Source organism: Secundilactobacillus paracollinoides DSM 15502 = JCM 11969, assembly GCF_001311135.1.
GTDB classification, from domain to species: domain Bacteria; phylum Bacillota; class Bacilli; order Lactobacillales; family Lactobacillaceae; genus Secundilactobacillus; species Secundilactobacillus paracollinoides.
The window spans coordinates 163422-183209 of the sequence record NZ_BBAG01000001.1 but is presented as its reverse complement, the minus strand read 5'-3'; the positions used below and the strand labels follow the sequence as shown (position 1 = coordinate 183209).

Here is a 19788-nt window from a genome sequence, read left to right as displayed (position 1 = left end):
CAACAGCGGGAAGAAAAATGGCGCCAGTAAGAAGAATGGGTGGTGGAAGCTCACGTAGAAGGTGAACCCGTTAAACGTGTAAATAAGTGCCCCCAACAGTGAGCCAGCACGCTTGAACCGCAGTTGCCTGGCCAGTGCCAGAAATGACAACCCGACCGCATACAGCCGAACGATCGTCAGCAGTTGGTACCCCAGCTCGATCTTGTCCGCTGGGAATAAAGCAATCAGATAAGCAAACGGATCGCCGACCACGTAATAGGCAAAACTTGTCATTTGATCAGCGCCAAGCCCCAGATTCCACGACCAGCTAAATAACGATTGGTGAACGGTTCCGTGAAGAATACCGTAAAATTCCTTTAAAATTGGAAAGTGTTGGGCAATCCCATCAACACGCCAAATATTCGTTAATCCCTCAAATCGCAGTAACCCAAACGTTGCGGTGATGACCACCGCAAACGCCACCGAGTAAATCAGCCAAACTGGGATCTTAAATGATCGTTTTTCCATCAGTTCTCCCGCCTTTTCAATAAATCACACTTTTTTTCAGAATTATGCCATCTTCTATTATGCCACGAATCTCCCTTTTGTCCTTAAAACCCGGTTAAGATGGCCGATTCTTAAGAATAAAAACAGGGTTTCGTCACATTTTTAGCACTTAGATTCAGTCTTTGCCAACAAAAAAGCACTCAAAGTCAGCTTAGCGCTAACCCCAAGTGCTTCATTTTTGCCAGATGTCGAACTAGTTACGAGGACGACGTGATTCTGGAATACGAGCTGCCTTACCATGCAATGCACGTAAGTAGTAAAGCTTAGCACGACGGACACGACCGTAACGTACAACTTCAACTTCAGCGACTCGTGGTGAGTGAACTGGGAACGTCCGCTCAACACCGACACCGTTGGTGATCTTACGAACAGTGTACATTGCTTGGATGCCGGTACCGTGACGCTTGATAACGACCCCTTCAAACAATTGGATACGTTCGCGAGTGCCTTCAACAACCTTGGCGTGAACACGAATGGTGTCCCCAGGACGGAAGTTAGGAATGTCGGTACGTAATTGATCTGCGTTGATCTTTTCGATTAATTGATTTTGACGCATGAATATCTTTCCCTTCGCCAACATTCATTCTCTTCTCGACAGCGGAATGTTGTTAATGTGGCTTTCAACAGCCAATAACTAGACTATCATATCTCAAGACTTGAGTAAACCCTAATCTGCATTTTCATCCAATTCAAGTTGAATGTCGCGCAACAAGTGCTGCTGTTTGGCAGTTAACTGTAACTTATCCAACAGGTCTGGACGCCGTTCCAACGTCCGTTTTAGCGATTGTGCTTCGCGCCAATCATCGATTTTTTGATGATCACCGCTGATCAGGACATCGGGGACTTTCATCCCGCGAAACTCCGCCGGCCGCGTGTATTGCGGGTATTCGAGCAGTCCGGTTGAAAAGGAATCGCCAGGAGCTGAGGCCTCGTTACCAAGCACACCAGGCAGCAGTCGGGTAATGGCATCAATCATCACCATTGCCGGTAATTCACCGCCAGTAAGCACATAATCACCCATTGAGACCTCGTCCGTCACAAGGGTCCGAATGCGTTCATCATAGCCCTCATAGTGGCCGCAGATGAACGTCAAATGGTCCTCGCGCGAAAAGTCTTCCGCCACCCTTTGGGTAAACGGAACACCTGCTGGATCCATTAAAATGACCCGCCCCGACGGAATCCCGGCCTCACTTGCCGTTTTCTGGGTTGCAGCGAAGGCGTCAAATAGCGGTTGCGCCTGCAACAACATACCAGCACCGCCACCAAATGGATAGTCGTCAACGTTGCCATGCTTGTTGGTCGAATACTGCCGAAAATCGGTCACTTCTAACGTTAACTGGTCGCGTTCCAGGGCCTTGCCAACAATTGAATCATGTAATGGCCCACTGAACATGTTTGGAAAGAGACTTAACACATCGATCCGCATGGTTACTCTAACCCCTCCATTAATTCGACGACGACTTGGTTTTTGTCTAATTCAACGCGTTTAACGACCTGATCGATGACCGGCAGCAGCAGATCATCTTTTTCCGGTCGCGCAACGACCCACACGTCGTTTGCCCCAGGCGCCAAAATTTCCTTAATTTCGCCCAAGTGCTCGCCATCTTCAGTCACAACAGCTAACCCGATGATCTGATGGTAGTAGTACTGTCCATCATCCAGGTCGCTGTCAGAGAGGTTATCGTCTGAAACCTTTAACGTTGTCCCCTTTAGTGGCAACACTTCGTTAATGTCAGCAACCCCCTCTAATGTGATCAGCATAAAGCCTTTGTGCTGGCGCGAGCTGGCAATGGTGATCGTCTGTTTCGGCTTTTGATCCGACTCCTTTTTAAAAACAGCTAACTGACTGCCCTTTTTGAATCGCTGGTCAGGAAAGTCTGTCGTGGTGACAACTTTTAGTTCGCCGCGAATGCCGTGGGTGTTTACGATGGTGCCTACTTTATAGTACATGCGGTCACTGCCTTTCTGGTTTTAATTTTTAGTTTATAGGTTTGATTTTGTATTGGATAGTCAATTTTATTTTGGGTTTTAACTGGTTATTTTTATATTGCTGAAACATGTTCAGCAAGGCAGAGGCTCCTGCCTAAGCCAACTCTGACAAAAATTCCAAGCCCAGGAATTTCTGTTTTGCTTACTCGCTTCTTTTGCCGAAACGTGTTCAGCAAGGCAAGGGGCGGCCATGTAACGGACTCTGGCAAAAATACCAAGTTCAGGAATTTCTGCCAGAGTCCGTTACATTCTGCCCCTTAACCGCCTTGCTTCACACTCTTACAAAAAAAGCCTCCAAAAGAAGCAGTCTCAAAACCACTTCATTCGGGAGCCTTTGATTCGTCGTTAATGACTAAACGAACACGCTTTGGGCCTTTGACCCGCACGCTATATACAATCGTCCGGATGGCTGAGGCCACGTGGCCGCGCTTTCCGATCACCCGACCGATATCGTCACCAGCCACCGTTAGATGGAATTCGTAAAAACGATCTGTTTCTACCTCTTCGATACTAATGGCGTCCGGGTTCTCAACTAGTGGTGTGACAATTGTTTTAATGAGTTGTTTAAAGTCGGTCATTACTGATCACTTCGCTTATTTCTTTGAAAACTTAGCTTCGTGGAACTTCTTCATGATACCGGCGTTCGAAAGGATGTTCCGAACAGTATCTGAAGGTTGGGCACCATTGTTCAACCAGTTCATGATTGATTCTTCTTCAAGTTCAACCTTGGCTGGTTCAGCAAGTGGGTTGTAAGTCCCAACTTTTTCGATAAAACGACCGTCACGAGGGCTCCGTGAGTCCGCAACAACGATACGGTAGAATGGGCGCTTCTTTGAACCCATCCGCTTTAAACGAATCTTAACTGACATGCATTGACACCTCCTGTAATTCTTTCAACGATAAATAATATACCAGTAAATAAGAGGGTTGTAAAGGTTTTTTTCTTTACACCCTTAAATCTATTTGAATTTTTGGGTTAACCACTGCTGTGACGCGGTTGTAATGGTACGTTGATGGTGATTTAAAAACGCCATTACAGAACCATAGTCAGCCAAATCGAGCGTAAGTGGCACCAGCTGAGCACGTTGTAACGCTTGTGCAAACTGCAGATCTTGAACCGTGATCAGTTCACTCATGAGCGGGTTACTTGTATCGACTGACTGCCAATCATCCGCTAGTAGTTTTCTCGCACGCTGATAACGTGCATCATGCTGAATCACACTACGACAATCCGCTGCTGAAAGCATGTTTACTCCTCCTTTGTGGGTTAAGCAATAACGGTCACTGCGCCGCTTGGATTCTCGACTGAGAGGTCCTGAACGGTTGTCGTCAACCCCCAGATCACATTAGTGAACCGATGCTGTGATACGTGTTCCTCACCATGCCCATCAGTCAAGATCAGGGCCACCGCATTATCATTTCGATAGCCATTTGTCAGCAGCCAATCAAAAATCGGCTGATATGCTGTGCCGCCCCCACCGAACCGATGAGCGTCAAGTTGATTGGCGCGACGAATCGTTTGTGCCTGGTCGGCATGAACAACGGCGTCAAACGGAATAACAACAAGCGCATCCTGATACCGTTTGATCAGGGTCATCACCTGACCCAAAATACTGCTGACTTCCGCGTCGCTCATTGACCCAGACTGATCAACAAAGACCAGTACCGTTCTGACCGGACTGACGCGTGTTCCTGGCAGTTCCAACCGGTACGGCTGTCGCCGGTCAAACCGATTGTAGGCATCATCTCGCAACTTAAGCGTGCTGCCAAGCCCACGTTGCAAAAGCTGGCGCCAATCGAGTCGAAGCGGCTGAACGGTCACTTGCAGTTGCTGTTGCATCTGACTAGGCAGTAATCCGCGCTGCTTAACGGGCGTCCCATGCCAAGCCTGAGATAACAGCTGATCAACTGCTAACGTTGCCTGAGCGTCCGTTTTGTGCCATTCTGCGTGACTATCCAGTTGCGTCACCGTTGGCAGCTGAGTCGCACTTCCCGGTTGAAAAGACCGGCCCTGCTGTTGCGTGCCCAAATTCAATTTTTTAAGCGCACGCAAATACACACCTGAATCTTGTTTTGGCTGAAGATTTAAATGATATTGGTAGTTCATTTGTGAACGCGTAATCGCGCCCTGCGGCAAATGTGGCACATACTCATTGACCGCCATATCGGTGGCTAACTGGACAAACGGGTCTTCAGACTGGGCACCGTACCGGTCGATATGATGCCAAATGAGATGGCCCAAAACATGGGCCAGGATTGCCATTACTGATTCGGGCGTTTGACAAAGCCGAATGAGTTCTGCAGGGTCAACCAATAGTGTCAATTCCGGTTTCACTTGCAATTTAACGGCAGCCTGCTGGTCGTGAACCACTCGTTTAGGCAGTCGTAAGAGCAGCTCGCCATAAAGGCGCTGACTGCCCAGCATTGTCATTGTGGCCTGAGTCAACAAGGACAGACACGCCTCGTCTTGCTGACTGCCAGCGGGAAGTTGTTTTAGCGTCATTAACGCTTGTGAAAACGACATTCGACGCCCTCCCTTTCAAGAATCTTAGTTCTGTGCATCACTCGCCACGCCGATCTGTGCTAAAGCTTGATACAGGTCAGCCACAGCATCCGGTTTCTGCTCGGCATGAGCAGCCAAGCCCTCCAGAATTTCTGGGGTTTCCGCAATTTTAAGCGCAATCGCGTACTGACCATCTGGAGCAAGGTGTTGTAACAGCGTCAAAAATCTTCCTGCAACTTGCGGGGTGTTCAATGGATAGGTCGGGTTTTGATCAACGAGGTCGGCCAGGATGCTTTGCTGCTGACCCGGATTAAAACGGTCAAACCGGTCTAGAACTGTGGCTGACAACTCAGGTGTCTCCTCAGCATCCGCGTATATTTCAGCCGCTGTAAGTCCCTGTTCATCGCGACGCAAATATTGTTCAAACGCGCGACTCACAGTGACACCCAGATCACCCGCTAAAACATCTAATCGTAAAGCCGATTGCTGGTCAGCAGGCAATATGCTTAATTGCGTGAGATTCGCTGAGACCCGTGCCCATGCACGCGGTGTTGGATACAGATCGTCATCGTGATCACTAGGCCGCAACTGGTTCGGATTTTCTTCAATAAAACGGGTCACTGTTGGCTGAATTCTAGGCTGGCCATGACCATTATCCTGTCTTGCCCAAGCCAACCAGTCGGCAGTATCGGCACGCATCACAAGTCGAACTGTCCGATCGTTGATGGCCGCATCACCAGTGACCACGCCGTAATCGCTTTGTTCAAAACCAGCCATCGTTGCATCCGGGTTTTCTGCCAGGATCAAGTGAACTTGAGCGGGTAACTTCAGCGTATTGATCTGTCGTTGCAACACCAAATTCATCAACTCACTTTGAACGGCTTGTGTCCCCCGATTAAACTCATCAAGAAACCAAATAATGGGCCGATTGGATTCAGCTTCCGCAGCGTGAATAATTTCGATCAGGGTGTGCGTATAGCCAAACTTAACGTCAGCAAGTTCACCATACCGTGTCGTTTGGACGTAAGCCTTATCTGTCAGTGGCGGAATTGGAATAGCAAGGTCACCTTTTTCAGACAAACTGACCGTTGTCGTAAATAATTTGGCCTGCATCTGGTCGGCAACATCTGCAACCAATGCCGATTTACCAATACCCGCTTCACCAACGATGGTCGGCACGTTACCTGCTTTTAGCACGAGTGGAATCGCCACGAGCAGTTGTTGGTAGCTTAACATATTGAGCCTTCTTTCGACTTTAGTGTGATGAATTCAAAGTAACCAGCAGTATCTGTTGTTACTTCATATTAACGATAAAAACCTTTCCCATCAAACAAAAACAAAAAGAACCCAGACTACCCGCTAAAGGAAATGATCTGAATTCTATCTAATTGACTTATTTCCGCCGACGTTTCAAATTATTCCGACGTTTCTTATTCTTCTTAATGCGTCGAGACATCTGCTTCATGGCCATTTGGCCCATCTTGCCACCCATGGCGCCGCCCATGCCTGATTGGCCCATTAGACCTTCCATGCCTGAGAAGTTTCCCTTTGAGACCTGGTTCATCATCTTTTTCATCTGATTGAACTGCTTGATCATCCGGTTAACTTCTTGGACAGGACGGCCAGAACCAGCCGCAATTCGACGGCGACGTGAGGGGTTCAAGACGTCAGGATTCGTCCGTTCCTGCTCAGTCATTGAGTAGATGACGGCCTTTGTATGATCCATGTCTTTTGGATCCAGCTGCGCGTTCGCCATGGCAGGATTGTTAGCCATCCCAGGAATCATTTTCATGATCTGGTCCATTGGCCCCATCTTTTGAATCTGTTGCATTTGATCCAAGAAATCATTGAAATCAAACGAATTTTCCTGAATGCGTTCAGTGAGCTCTTGCGCTTGCTTTTCATCATACTCTTTTTGCGTCTTTTCGATCAGGGACAGCATGTCGCCCATCCCAAGGATCCGGGAGGCCATCCGATCAGGGTGAAAGACGTCCAAATCAGACATCTTTTCACCTTCACCAACGAACTTGATTGGCTTCCCAGTGACGGCCCGAATTGACAGCGCAGCCCCACCACGGGTGTCGCCATCAAGTTTTGTTAAGATCACACCCGTCACATCGAGCTTATCATTAAACCTTGTGCCGTAGCGACGGCGTTTTGCCCAGTCATGGCATCCACGACCAGTAAAATTTCATCTGGGTGGGCCAGGTCTTTGATATCGGCCAATTCATTCATGAGCTGTTCATCAATTTGGAGCCGACCAGCAGTATCGATGAACACGTAATCGTTGTGGTTTTCCTGAGCTTGGGCTAACCCCTGACGCACGATCTCCACTGGATTCGTGTCCGTACCCATTTCGAATACCGGCACATCAATTTGCTGACCAACCGTTACTAACTGGTCAATGGCGGCTGGCCGATAAACGTCGGCCGCAATCATTAACGGCCGCGCATTATCTTCAGTCTTCAACCGGTTGGCTAATTTGCCGACCGTGGTCGTTTTACCAGCCCCTTGAAGACCAGCCATCATGATGACAGTTGGAATCTTTGGCGATTTGTTCAGCGGGACCTCAGTCTCACCCATCATCTTCGTTAATTCTTCGTCAACGATCTTAACGATCTGTTGTGCGGGGTTCAAGCCTTCCAGCACCTTCGCGCCAACGGCCCGTTCCCGGACAGTTTTGACAAAGTCCTTGACGACGTCAAAGTTAACATCCGCTTCCAGTAAGGCCAGCCGAATTTCGCGCATGGTGTCGCGCAAATCGGCGTCAGAAACCTTCCCCTTGCCACGGAGCCGCTTCATCGCGTTTTGTAATCGTTCAGTTAATCCTTCAAATGCCATGGATAAATGCACCTATCTTTCATTCTTCTTCAGCAGACTCAAGCTGATTGACAAGCTGATTGAGTCGCTGATCGGTTGGGTATTGTTGTTTAACGTAGGCTTGAATCTCATCAGCAACCTGGTTACGTTGCGTAAACTCAGCTAAGAGATGCAGCTTGGTCTCATACGTTTCGAGAATCTTTTCTGTGCGCCGAATATTATCATAAACGGCTTGACGACTGACGCTAAAATCTTCGGCAATTTCGCCAAGAGAATAGTCGTCACCGTAGTAGAGCTGCATATAGTCGTTCTGCTTTTTCGTCAGTAACGGCTGGTAAAATTCGAAAAGCGAATTGATGCGATAATTTTTTTCAATTTCCAAGGTAACGCCCTCCGTTGTCTACATACACTCAACTAGGTTACCATTTTTAAGCGTTCTGGGCAAGCGGTTTAGACCGCTCTACCACGGTTTTTAAAAGATTATCAGCCAAAAAAAGAGGCCCCCGTTAAGGCAACCTCTCGTGACTCTATTTAACGTCGATAAGCCCCTTGAACAACCCGTAAACAAACTCGGTTGGCTCAAATGGTCGCAGGTCATCAACCTGTTCCCCAAGACCCACATATTTCACAGGCAGGTGCAACTCGTTTCTAATCGCAAGCACGATACCGCCCCGGGCCGTCCCGTCCAGCTTCGTTAAGACGATGCCAGTGACGTCCGTCGTTTCCTTAAATAACTTTGCCTGGTTAAGCGCATTTTGGCCAGTCGTTGAATCCAGCACCAGCAACACTTCATGCGGTGCATTCGGAATCTCCCGACTAATGACCCGCTTCATCTTGGCTAACTCATTCATCAGGTTGGACTTGTTCTGCAACCGACCGGCAGTATCCACGAATAAAATATCGTAGTCTTCGGCCTTCGCTTTTTAACCGCATCAAACACCACGGCAGAGGGGTCGCTCTTTTCGGGCTTCATGACAATGTCAACCCCGTCTCGTTTTGCCCACACATTCAACTGCTCGATTGCACCAGCTCTAAATGTATCGGCAGCGGCAAGCAACACCTTTTTACCCTGAGTTTTAAACATCTTGGCCATCTTACCGATGGTGGTCGTTTTACCGACCCCGTTAACACCGACAAATAAAATGACAGTCGGCCCCTTGTCTGCAAAGTGCAGCTCGTTATTTTCCTCGGTCCCAGCAGCATCGTAAAGATCGATCAATTTCTCAACCACGACGTTTTGAACGTCCTTTGGTCGCTTCGCATTTTGCAACTTCACTTCATCACGCAACTGGTCGCTGATCTGCATGGCGGCCTCGTAGCCGACATCAGCACCGATCAAGGTTTCTTCCAGGTCGTCAAAGAAGGACTCATCCACGTGCCGGAAGTTCGCCAGCAGATGGTTCAACCGTTCACCAAACGTGGTCCGGGATTTTTCCAACCCCTTGTCGTACCGTTCGGCATCCGTTGGCGCCTTTTCTGTGGTTGACGTCTCTGGTTCAGTCGCTTCCGAAACCGGTTCAACGGTTGCATCAACATCAGTTTTACGATCTTTCGATGCTTCAACCACCGTCTCTTGCGCATCCGTTTCAGCATCCTGTTCCGTTGTTGAACGGTCAGCTTCAACCGTTGGTGCTTCGCTAGCCGATAAACTGACGTCAGTGTTTTGTGTGTCAGTTGGCGCTACCTCATCAGCATTGGATGGCAATTCAGGTTCACTGTCAGCTGTGGCGTTATCGGCGTCAGTTACATGCTGAGTGTCTGTTTTCAGATCTGAATCTGTGTCTAACTCAGGTTCGGATTCTGATTCAGGTTCTAATTTTGACTCTGGTTCTGATTCTGATTCGGGTTCTGTTTTTGGTTCTGATACAGGTTCTGATTGTGAATCAGGTTTTTCGTCTGTTTGCGACTCCGATTCAGGCTCAGATTCCGTTTCAGGCGCGTCGGTTGCCTCGTCAGGCACCGCCGTTGCGCTAGCATCATCCGTTGTTTCAGCCATTTCATCAGCTGGTGTAGTATCGCCTTGCGCCTGGGTATCAGGCGATGCATCTTGCGCATCAGCGGGTGCACTAGATGCATCTGGTTCAACGGGTGTTGCCGGTTGTTCAGGCTTCCTTTCTTCGTCCGCTTTACTGCGGCGCTTAAAGAAATCAAATAACCCCACGTGAGACACTTCCTTTACTATTTAATGCGTTAATTGCTGGCACTGACCTGGCTTAGGTCGACGGAAACAAGTTTCGAGACGCCAGACTCCTGCATTGTGATGCCATACAGGCGATCTGCTTGCACCATCGTTTCCTTACGGTGGGTGATCACAATGAATTGGGTGTCAGTCTGAAACTGACTCAAGTAACTCGCAAATCGGCCCGTGTTTGCCGGATCCAGAGCAGCTTCCGCTTCGTCTAAAATACAGAACGGTACGGGTTGCACCTGCAGGATAGCAAACAACAATGTGATCGCCGTCAATGCCCGTTCACCACCAGACAACAATCGCATACTTTGCAACTTTTTGCCAGGCGGTTCGGCCATGATCTCAATCCCAGTCGTTAACAAATTATTGGGATCCGTTAACTCAAGTCGGGCGCGACCACCGCCAAACATCTTAACAAAGGTTTGGCCAAACTGGACGTTGACGTCATTAAACGTTTTTTCAAAACGCGTGACGACTTCTTTATCCATTTCATTCATGGTTGTCAGCAAATTATCCTTGGAGCTTCCAGGTCGCTGCGTTGTTTTGTCAGAAAATCATAACGTTCCTTAACGCGTTTATACTCCTCGATAGCCCCCAGATTGACGTCACCAAGGTCGTCTAACCCGCGCTTTAAGAGTTTTAACTGCTCCTTAATATCGTCAAGCGGTTGATCAACCACTGAATCACGCGCAAACGCCACGCTAACGTGATAGTTTTCAGTCAGATCAGACGTCAGCTGATCCACTTGATTACTGGTCTTTTGCTGGGCCAACTGCGTTTCGTGCACCGCTGACTGCTCCGCCGCAATCGTGTTGGTCAACGCTGCCTTGGTTAATTCGAGTTCATCGACTTTTGCTGAAACTGTCTTCAGTTCCCGTGTTGCTTCATCAACAAGCCCCTGGGCCGTTTTTTGCGCAGCATTAATTTTCGTCAACTCAGCATCGATTCTTGATGAGGACTGGTCCGCTGTACTGTCATCAGCCGTCAAATCAGCTAACTGTTGCTGCAGATCAGCTTGGTGTGCCTCTAGCGCTTCAAGTTGATCCTTAGCAGCTTGAACAGTCTCTTGACTATGATGTTGCTTCTCAGTTAGTCGGGCCAGATCCTCCTTACAGCTCTGATACTGATCACTCACCGTTTGACTCGTCTCGCTCGCCTGCTGCTGTTCCGTTTTCGTATCCGTGATGTCAGCCTTTAAAGCTGCCAATTGTTTGGTCGTAGCTGCAGTCTGCACATCGTTGTCCTCGAGGGCTTTTTGGTAGTCTTCTTCGCCACCCTGCAAGGCTTGTTGCGCGTGTTGTACCTTGACTTGTTTTTGCAACGCAGCAAGTCGGTCCTTAGCAACGTTGACCGAGCTCAACTGGCTCTGATACGCAGTCGTGGCCTCCGTTACAGCCGACATGAGTGCCGTCTGATCAAGCTCTGCCTGGCGCGTTTTGAGCATTTGTAATTCCGTTTGCTTGGCAGCCAATTGAGCATCCATCGTTTTGACCGATTCCGCTAACTGCTGACGCTCTTGTTGCCGGGCCAATAACCAGTTATTAGATCGGCGGTCACGGCCGCCGGTCATCGTTCCGCTCGCGGAAACCACTTCGCCGCCAAGCGTAATGATCCGGTAACGGTGATGAATCTGCCGGCCCAAAACAACGGCGTGGTCCAGGTCATCCGCAAACAACACGTTTCCCAGCAGAAACTCGAGTACTGGTTGGTACTGGCGGTCTGTCACGTGGACCAGCGCGGAAGCAACGCCAAGAAAGCCGGTCACTTGTTGACAGTCCGCTAACGTTCGGCTATCCACCTGACGTGATTTAATGGTTGTTAATGGCAGAAAGGTGCTGCGGCCAAGCTGGTTTTGCGTCAGGTAACGAATGGCCTGTTTTCCTGCCGTTTCATCGGCGACCACAACATTTTGCTGCTGGGCGCAATCGCGGCTTCAACAGCCTTCGTATACTGACCGTCAACTTGCAGTAATTCCGCGACTGGACCGATGACGCCATTCAGCTTATCTTTAGCTTGCATGACCGCCTTGGTTCCCTGATAAAACCCGTTGTAATTTGCCTGCGCCTCTTCCAACGACTTCAACCGGGCCTTCGCCTGTTGACTTACTTCCAGCGCCTTAAGCCACTGATCATTGAGCTGGTCGATCTTCGTTTGGCGGTGTTGGCGAACCGTTGTAGCATCCTGTTGCGCCTGTTTGGCCTCAGCTAACGTTTTGTCACACCCATTCAGTTGCTCGGTGAGCGTTGTCAACTCAGCTTCTTGCGTTGTGACCTGCTTCTGTAACGCGGTCAGTTGTGCCTTAGCTTGCGTTGTTTGCGAATCGGCACGCTGCTGATTCTTTTCCAGGTACTGGCGTTCATTGTGCAACGATGTCAGGGCCTGCATCGCCTTAACGTAATCGTCTTGAAGCTGATCCAATTTTTGTGACAGTGTGGCTTGATCAAGTTTTGCCAGTTGTTGTTTCAGCGTCTTAGCCGATTGGCGCCCGGCCTTGACCTGCTGATCAATGGTTTGTTGTGCCGTCTTATCCGCCGCTAAGTCTTCCTGAGTCGCGGTCAGTTGATCCGCCACGGTTGCCAGCTCGGCCTTTAACTTGGTGACATTTTCGGCACGATTGGCCCGGCGTTCCTTATTGAGCGCGCGTTGCCCAGCGAGTTTTTGCTGGTCACCGGACAGCTTAATCAGACTATCATTAGCCTTATCTTTTTGGGATTGCCATTTTGTTTCCTGCTGATGAAAGGCTGTCACTTGTTTTTGATTCTCATCCGCCGCAGTTCGGCTTTCTTTGAGTTCAGCTTGTGCCTTTGTCAGGTTTTCCGTCTGCGTTTTTAACGTTGCAGAAGCGTTATCAATCATCAACACGAGTCGACTCTGTTCAAGGGTGTCAAACTGGGCCTTTTGTGTCACGTACTCCTCAGCCAGACTACTCTGTTCGGCCAGTGGTTCGACCTGTGCAGAGAGTTCTGTGATCAAATCATTGACCCGGTCGAGATACTCAGCCGTCTGTTCCATCTCTCGCTGGGCCTTTTGCTTGCCCAGTTTGTATTTTGAAACGCCCGTGACTTCCTCAATAATAAAGCGCCGGTCTTCCGGTTTGGAATTAAAAATGGCTTCAACTCGGCCTTGGGAGATCATCGAAAACGAATCATCCCCGATACCAGAATCTAAGAACAGGTCGGTAATATCCTTTAAGCGACACTCTTGACCGTTGAGTTGATACACACTGTCCCCATTTCGAAACAACTTCCGCGTCACGCTGACTTCGGTGTAGTCCGATTTTAAATAGTGATCCGTGTTATCCAGCACCATGGTCACCATGGCGCGGTTCAGCGGCTTTCGCTCAGCACTCCCGGCAAAGATCACGTCCGGCATGCGCTGCCCCCGTAAATTTTTGGCTGACTGCTCACCGAGGACCCAACGAACGGCTTCACTAATGTTGCTTTTGCCACTCCCGTTGGGGCCAACAATGCCTGTAACCCCGGTTTCAAAATCGATCTTTGTATCATCTGCAAACGACTTGAAACCACTAATTTCAAGCGACTTTAACTTCATCGCGTAGTCCCCATTCATTCAAAATTAACGTTTAGTTGTTCGCCTGTAATTTATTCAGCGCTGCTTTAGCTGCAACCTGTTCTGCATGTTTCTTAGAGTGGCCTTCACCGATCCCAAGTTCCTTACCGTCAATGGTCACGGCCACCTTGAAAGCCCGGTCGTTATCCGGGCCATCCTCTGAAACAAGTTCGTAGTCAATGGCCACAGGTCCGTTTTGCTGGGCGACTTCTTGTAATTCTGTTTTGTGATCAAAGAATTCGTCGAACCGGCCCTCATCAAGTTTTGGAAAGATCACCTGATGAGAAAAGGCAATGACGGGTTCCACTCCTTGATCAAGGTACAAAGCACCAATAAAGGATTCAAAAATGTCACATAGCAGCGAGTCACGTTCCGCGCGTGTGCCTTTTCCTCACCCTTACCCAGTCGAATGTACTTATCAAAGGTACATTCACGCGCAAAGCTCGCAAAACTATCCTCGTTGACCATTGCGGCGCGCAGACGCGTCAACCGACCCTGAGGTAATTTTGGATAGCGTTTATAAATATATTCTGACACGACTAACTGCATGACCGCATCACCCAAAAATTCGATGCGTTCGTAAAATTTAAGATTCTGGTTAGGGTGCTCGTTCACGTACGACGCCTGGGTAAAGGCTTCGTCCAGCAGATCTTGATTGTGAATCGTAATGTGAAAGCGTTTCTTCAGTAGTTCATTTAACCCTTGTATCAACGTGGTTAACTCCTTTTTTAGTCATGAAAGTAAAAAGGCGATTACGCAGGTAACCGCCGACTTGCCTATTTACTGTGGCTTGTGATGTAATCCACCGCTTCGCCAACCGTGTTTAGGTTTTCCGCATCTTCGTCGGAAATTTCAGCGCCAAAGGTGTCTTCCAACTCCAAGATAAATTCCACAAAATCAATGGAATCAGCGTCCAAATCAGTTTTAAAATTCAGACTATCCGTGATCTTGTCGCGATCCACTTGGAACCGGTCAGCAATAATATCGGCAATCTTATTAAACGTTTCTTCTTTTGACATTTCTCTACCTCACTCAATCAACCTTGTTCATTTGTTAGTCTATCACAAACTTGCAACTAACAACATGCTTTTTTACTGGGCGGGACCGCGCAACGATCAGCCATCATGTCTGCTTTAGAAACTACAAAATTCCACCCAGTACTACGTTACGGTAAACTAGCTTTGCACGTCGCCAGTGACCGGTAACAAACAGTCCATGGCTGAGCCAGCCACCCTATTTTTGTTTTAACTGTTCCTTAGCTGCAATCATTTCATCACTGTGTTCATCAAAATAGGTGACAACGTCAGCGACAACGTGGTTTTCAAGCATCGTTTTGATCTGGCCAATGGTGTTCGCAACAGTTGGCGCCTTCGTGGAGCCATGAGTTTTGACAACCGGTGCTTTCACGCCGATCAAGACAGCACCACCGTGCTTGGAATAGTCCATTTGGGATTGGATCTTACCAAACGTTGATTTCAACATTGCGGCGCCCAACTTAGCTGACAGTCCGCCATCCATGATGCTTGACTTGATCAATTTCAACATGGTCAAGGCCGTGCCTTCGGTGCTCTTTAAAACGGCGTTTCCAGAAAAACCATCACTGACAACGACATCCGCTGCACCATTTAGAAGTTCGCGTGACTCAACGTTGCCGATGAAATTAATGTCTTCAATTGAGGCCAGTGCGTCATGGGCAGCCTTGTGTACTAAGTCTCCCTTATCCGCCTCAGTCCCATTGTTGAGAAGGCCGATCCGTGGGTTTTTAACGCCCATCACTGTTTCCGCGTAGTACTTACCCATAATGGCGTACTGATACAGGTTGAACGGTTTTGTATCGGCATTAGCACCAACGTCTAACATCAAAAAACTATCCTGGTTAGGCTGGTTTAAAACGGGTAATACCGTGGTTAATCCAGGTCGTTCAATGCCCTTGATCCGGCCGATGATCAACAGTCCCGCAGCTAAAATAGCACCCGTATTTCCTGCTGAGAAAAATGCATCCGCCTTGCCGTCGCGCACATCCTGTGCAGCAAGGACAATGCTGGACTGTTTCTTTCGTCTAATGGCCCGGACAGGTTCGTCGCCCATGGCAATCACTTCGTCCGCTTGAATAAGGGTGATTCGATCCTCATTTTGGAGGAGCGGCTTCACCTGATCCAGTTGGCCGTACAGGTTAAATTCTACTTCTGGGTACCGGTCACGCGCCTGTTCCACCCCTGCAACGATTTCCTTTGGGGCGTAGTCGCCACCCATAGCATCAACAGCAATTTTCACAATCAATCCATCCCTTCATGTCTTGGTACTTGGTTAATCAAATAAATAAGTGGTGCGTTCTTTTTGTTTCATGTAGTCAGCTAGCGCATTGTTTTCAGGCTGTTGTGCCCAGTCTTTCTGGTCGCTCAACTGCTTAGCTTCCTGTTGCGCAACGCTCAGCATGGTGAGGTCAGCCACGGGGTCACCAACTTTAAAATCGGGTACCCCGGACTGTTTCTTACCAAGCACATCGCCCGCGCCTCGCAACTCGAGGTCCTTTTGAGAAAGCACAAAACCATCGTTTGTCTGGGTCATGACCTGCATCCGCTGCACCCCATTCTTATTCTTAGGGTCCGCAATCAAGATGCAATAGGACTGCTGGTCTGACCGGCCGACCCGGCCGCGTAACTGATGGAGTTGCGACAAGCCGAAATGATCCGCGTCATAGATAAACATGACGGTCGCATTTTTAACATCGACGCCGACTTCGATCACGGTCGTGGCCACTAAAACCTGAAATTCCTGGTTCTTAAACGCTGCCATGACCGATTCTTTTTCCTCATTTTTCATCCGGCCGTGCAATAAACCGACCTGATATTTCGGCGCAAAGTACTGCGAGAACCGCTCATAAATAGATTCCGCATTCTTCATATCAACCGCCTCAGATTCTTCAATCAGCGGTGTGACCACGTATGCCTGATGGCCTGCCTGAAGTTGACCCGTAACGAATTGAATCGCCGAGTCGATCTGCGTACTTTTGATCCAGTATGTCGATACTGGTTTGCGACCAGCCGGCAGTTCATCAATGACGGAAATATCCATCTCCCGTAGCTTGTAATCGCGAGGGTTCGGGGGATCGGCGTTGCGGTCATTGCCAGCACGTCAGGGTTGTCACCCTTTTCGCGGAGTGCCTGCCGCTGACCGACCCCAAACCGGTGTTGCTCATCGATCACGACCAACCCGAGTTTATGGTACTGAACGGTGTCTTGAATCAACGCGTGCGTCCCAATGATCAAATTGAGTTCACCGCTTTCAATTCGCGGTAAAATTTCCTTTCTGACCGCCGGCTTCGTCGACCCAGTTAGTATAACGATATTAACTGGAAAGCCCTCGAAGAGTGCCTGCAGATTATTCGCATGCTGCTCCGCCAATATTTCCGTCGGTGCCATCAGTGCCGCTTGGAAGCCGGCAGTAATGGCAGCGTACATCACAATTGCTGCGACGACCGTTTTCCCGCTCCCAACATCGCCTTGCAACAACCGGTTCATGTGGAACGGCCGCTTCATATCAGCACAGATCTCATTGACGACCCGCTTCTGTGCCCCCGTCAGTTCATAGGCAATGACTGCGTCAACGCTGTGACCTGTTCATTATCGTATGCGATCGGCACGCCAGATTGAGTTTTATCCTGGTGTTTTAACTGCTGCAACTGCATTTGAAAGAGAAAAAACTCTTCAAATTTCGCACTGCGACGCGCTGCCTGAGCTGCCGCCAGCGTCTCTGGAAAATGCATGTCATGAATCATTTGCTGGCGATCAAGCAAGCGATAGTGCGTCGCAATCGGTGCCGGGATGAGGTCTGTGATCTCATCATGGTACTGGTCCCACGCGGCTTGTACCAACTGCTGAATCGTTTTTTGTCTGATGCCGCTGTTACTTGGGTAGACCGAGGCCATTGGATCAGCATTCCCGCTGGCTAAGATCTTCATCCCGTTAAGCTGTTTGCGGTTGGCGTCAAACCGCCCGTAGACCATGATTGGCTCTTCCACTGTGATCTGTTTTTGCAGCCATGGTTGGTTGAAGAAAGTTACCGGTACGACGTCATGGTCAATCAGCAACCGAAAATTCAATCGTGTTTTCTTACGACCAAACCGCGCAATGGTTGGCGGCGCAGCAACGACGCCCTTTAAGGTGACCTGTTCTTGGTCCTGGATCTCGTTTAAATTCTTAACCCGCATATCGTTATAGCGAAAAGGATAGTAGGTCAATAGTGAGGCAATATCAGTGATACCAAGCGCTGCCAAGGCATCGACCCGTTTTGGGCCCACCCCTGGCAACGTACTCACAGAATCGGTTAACGCCACCGTCATGACCTCCTTTTCTATGTGTGTGTGGCATGAAAGGCGAATAACAAACCGCAGGCTGCCCGCCAATTGTTTGCTATTCGCCTTTCGGTCCAGCAAGATGCTGAACATCGTTACGATTCAGTTTTTATTCAACTGAGACAACGAATGGATATACCGGTTGATCACCCTCGTGAATTTCAACCTCCAACTCATCATCAAGGTCGCTAACCGCCTCAGACAACGTATTGGCTTCAGCTTCATTGGCGTCGGCCCGTAAATGATCGTGACGATCTCGCTGTCTTCATCCAGCATTTTAGCGACCATTTGCTTGGCAGTCTCCTGCAGCGTCTTGCCAACAACGGCAATCTTACCGTCAATTAACCCCATAAAATCGTTTTTCTTGATGTCAAACCCATCCACGTGGCTATCACGAACCGCGTGGGTCACCTCGCCGCCAGTGACCGTGGTCAAATTTTCTTCCATAGCCTTCTGGTTTTCTTCATTGGTGTGATCAGGTTCAAAGCCAAGCATGGCGGTCATCCCTTGGGAGATCGACTTACTGTGGACGATCACCGTTGGCACGTCGGCGGCCTCGACCGCCTGATCAGCAGCCATGAAAATGTTGCTGTTGTTAGGCAACACAATGGCCTGTTTAGCGCCGCTTTGGTTAATAGCATCCACGATATCCTGCGTACTTGGGTTCATGGTTTGCCCACCGCTGATCACAGTGGTCGCACCAAGGCTCTTAAACAACGTCTTCATGCCATCGCCGGCAGCAATTGTGATGATTGCTGTTTCTGGTGCTTCCTTTGGTGCCGTTTCAGCAGCTGCATCATCGTTGGCTTCGTCTTTTTCCATGATGGTCTCTTGTTGAAGTCGCATGTTATCGACTTTAACCTTAGCGAGGTCACCGAATTCTTGACCCCAAGCGAGCACCTTGCCCGGATGCTCAGTGTGCACGTGGACTTTAACGATCTCGTCGTCGCTGACCACTAACAGTGAGTCACCTAGGTTAGCCAAATATTGGTAGAACTCGTCGTAATCAAATGGATGATCCACCTGCTTACCCTTACCGATTCGAACCATGATCTCCGTGCAGTAGCCATAAACGATACTGTTAGGATCAATATTGCCCTGAACACTACGGTGGTGTTCAGCATCGATCATTTCGTCCATCTCATTGGTATTTGGCTTGTGCGTTGCTGAAACCTTGATCTCACGGTCGTTTAACACGTCGTCAAACGCCTGCAACACAAAAGTCAATCCCTGACCACCAGAATCAACGACACCGACCTGTTTCAATACAGGCAACAGATCTGGTGTTGTCTTTAAGGCGTCACTAGCAGCTTCATAGGTGGCATCCATCACAGCAACGATGTTATCGTCGCGTGCTGCCGTCTTACGGGCCGCTTTAGCAGCTTCCCGGACAACGGTGAGGACTGTGCCTTCCGTCGGCTTCATAACGGCTTTATAGGCCGTTTCAGCACCCGCAGCAAAAGCATCGGCCAAATCAGTGGCTGACAACTCATCCTTGCCCTCAGTGCTCTTTGAAAAGCCCCGGAAGATCTGTGATAAGATCACCCCGGAGTTTCCGCGTGCCCCCATTAAAAGTCCATTAGCTAAGGCAGTTGCTAAGGCACCAACGGACGTACTTGTTTCATCATTTAAATACTTTAAACCGCTGTCCAAAGACAGGCTCATATTTGTCCCTGTATCACCATCTGGAACGGGGAAAACGTTTAGGGAATTGATGAATTCAGCGTTTTGGTCCAGGAAAGCAGACGCTGCCTCGACCATTTTAGCGAATTCACGATTCGTTATTTTCTTTGTTTGCAACAACATGATCCTCCTCGC

General features: G+C 49.0%; 12 protein-coding genes and 8 pseudogenes. All 20 read right to left on the bottom strand.

The window, feature by feature from the left end; genetic code table 11:
• Window positions 1-12: 12 nt before the first annotated feature.
• Window positions 13-507, bottom strand: a pseudogene (locus tag JCM11969_RS19495) (YfhO family protein); the annotation flags it as partial.
• Window positions 508-739: 232 nt separating this feature from the next.
• Entirely contained in the window at window positions 740-1102 is a 363-nt protein-coding gene (rplS, locus tag JCM11969_RS00915; RefSeq protein ID WP_054707329.1) for a 50S ribosomal protein L19, read from the bottom strand.
• A 111-nt stretch (window positions 1103-1213) separates the two neighbouring features.
• Window positions 1214-1972: a tRNA (guanosine(37)-N1)-methyltransferase TrmD gene (gene trmD / locus JCM11969_RS00910; RefSeq protein ID WP_054707107.1), complete on the bottom strand. Its 759-nt coding sequence runs from the start codon at window positions 1970-1972 to the stop codon at window positions 1214-1216.
• A gap of 2 nt (window positions 1973-1974) precedes the next feature.
• Window positions 1975-2496: a ribosome maturation factor RimM gene (gene rimM / locus JCM11969_RS00905; RefSeq protein ID WP_054707103.1), complete on the bottom strand. Its 522-nt coding sequence runs from the start codon at window positions 2494-2496 to the stop codon at window positions 1975-1977.
• A gap of 359 nt (window positions 2497-2855) precedes the next feature.
• Window positions 2856-3113, bottom strand: coding sequence for a KH domain-containing protein (locus JCM11969_RS00900; RefSeq protein WP_054707099.1), 258 nt, complete (start codon window positions 3111-3113; stop codon window positions 2856-2858).
• 15 nt (window positions 3114-3128) lie between these two features.
• Complete coding sequence (gene rpsP / locus JCM11969_RS00895; protein ID WP_054707096.1) at window positions 3129-3404, bottom strand: 30S ribosomal protein S16; 276 nt, start codon at window positions 3402-3404, stop codon at window positions 3129-3131.
• Window positions 3405-3494: 90 nt separating this feature from the next.
• Window positions 3495-3782 carry a hypothetical protein gene (locus tag JCM11969_RS00890; protein WP_054707093.1) on the bottom strand — a complete coding sequence of 96 codons (288 nt, stop codon included), beginning with the start codon at window positions 3780-3782 and terminating at the stop codon, window positions 3495-3497.
• A 20-nt stretch (window positions 3783-3802) separates the two neighbouring features.
• Window positions 3803-5059, bottom strand: a complete 1257-nt coding sequence (locus JCM11969_RS00885; RefSeq protein ID WP_054707090.1) for a vWA domain-containing protein — start codon at window positions 5057-5059, stop codon at window positions 3803-3805.
• 24 nt (window positions 5060-5083) lie between these two features.
• The gene (locus tag JCM11969_RS00880) at window positions 5084-6274 is read right to left on the bottom strand and encodes an ATP-binding protein (RefSeq protein ID WP_054707087.1); all 1191 of its coding nucleotides are present in this window, start codon (window positions 6272-6274) and stop codon (window positions 5084-5086) included.
• Between the two features lie 157 nt (window positions 6275-6431).
• A pseudogene (gene ffh / locus JCM11969_RS00875) lies at window positions 6432-7879 on the bottom strand (signal recognition particle protein).
• 19 nt (window positions 7880-7898) lie between these two features.
• The gene (locus JCM11969_RS00870) at window positions 7899-8240 is read right to left on the bottom strand and encodes a putative DNA-binding protein (protein WP_054707084.1); all 342 of its coding nucleotides are present in this window, start codon (window positions 8238-8240) and stop codon (window positions 7899-7901) included.
• A gap of 145 nt (window positions 8241-8385) precedes the next feature.
• A pseudogene (ftsY, locus tag JCM11969_RS00865) lies at window positions 8386-9854 on the bottom strand (signal recognition particle-docking protein FtsY).
• Between the two features lie 194 nt (window positions 9855-10048).
• Window positions 10049-10701: pseudogene (locus JCM11969_RS00860) on the bottom strand (AAA family ATPase); the annotation flags it as partial.
• 1050 nt (window positions 10702-11751) lie between these two features.
• Window positions 11752-11949: pseudogene (locus JCM11969_RS20630) on the bottom strand (SMC hinge domain-related protein); the annotation flags it as partial.
• Window positions 11904-13598, bottom strand: coding sequence for a chromosome segregation SMC family protein (locus JCM11969_RS00850; protein WP_054707074.1), 1695 nt, complete (start codon window positions 13596-13598; stop codon window positions 11904-11906). The gene JCM11969_RS00850 and the pseudogene JCM11969_RS20630, both read right to left, overlap by 46 nt.
• A gap of 31 nt (window positions 13599-13629) precedes the next feature.
• Window positions 13630-14327: pseudogene (rnc, locus tag JCM11969_RS00845) on the bottom strand (ribonuclease III).
• A gap of 65 nt (window positions 14328-14392) precedes the next feature.
• Window positions 14393-14635, bottom strand: a complete 243-nt coding sequence (acpP, locus tag JCM11969_RS00840; RefSeq protein WP_054707072.1) for an acyl carrier protein — start codon at window positions 14633-14635, stop codon at window positions 14393-14395.
• A gap of 214 nt (window positions 14636-14849) precedes the next feature.
• Complete coding sequence (gene plsX / locus JCM11969_RS00835; RefSeq protein WP_054707326.1) at window positions 14850-15890, bottom strand: phosphate acyltransferase PlsX; 1041 nt, start codon at window positions 15888-15890, stop codon at window positions 14850-14852.
• Window positions 15891-15923: 33 nt separating this feature from the next.
• Window positions 15924-17958, bottom strand: a pseudogene (gene recG / locus JCM11969_RS00830) (ATP-dependent DNA helicase RecG).
• A 121-nt stretch (window positions 17959-18079) separates the two neighbouring features.
• Window positions 18080-19770, bottom strand: a pseudogene (locus JCM11969_RS00825) (DAK2 domain-containing protein).
• Window positions 19771-19788 lie beyond the last annotated feature (18 nt).

Excerpts from the sequence above, each read along its gene's own strand:
- rplS (WP_054707329.1), bottom strand. The coding sequence starts at position 1,102 with ATGCGTCAAAATCAATTAATCGAAAAGATCAACGCAGATCAATTACGT.
- trmD (WP_054707107.1), bottom strand. The coding sequence starts at position 1,972 with ATGCGGATCGATGTGTTAAGTCTCTTTCCAAACATGTTCAGTGGGCCA.
- rimM (WP_054707103.1), bottom strand. The coding sequence starts at position 2,496 with ATGTACTATAAAGTAGGCACCATCGTAAACACCCACGGCATTCGCGGC.
- JCM11969_RS00900 (WP_054707099.1), bottom strand. The coding sequence starts at position 3,113 with ATGACCGACTTTAAACAACTCATTAAAACAATTGTCACACCACTAGTT.
- rpsP (WP_054707096.1), bottom strand. The coding sequence starts at position 3,404 with ATGTCAGTTAAGATTCGTTTAAAGCGGATGGGTTCAAAGAAGCGCCCA.
- JCM11969_RS00890 (WP_054707093.1), bottom strand. The coding sequence starts at position 3,782 with ATGCTTTCAGCAGCGGATTGTCGTAGTGTGATTCAGCATGATGCACGT.
- JCM11969_RS00885 (WP_054707090.1), bottom strand. The coding sequence starts at position 5,059 with ATGTCGTTTTCACAAGCGTTAATGACGCTAAAACAACTTCCCGCTGGC.
- JCM11969_RS00880 (WP_054707087.1), bottom strand. The coding sequence starts at position 6,274 with ATGTTAAGCTACCAACAACTGCTCGTGGCGATTCCACTCGTGCTAAAA.
- JCM11969_RS00850 (WP_054707074.1), bottom strand. The coding sequence starts at position 13,598 with ATGAAGTTAAAGTCGCTTGAAATTAGTGGTTTCAAGTCGTTTGCAGAT.
- acpP (WP_054707072.1), bottom strand. The coding sequence starts at position 14,635 with ATGTCAAAAGAAGAAACGTTTAATAAGATTGCCGATATTATTGCTGAC.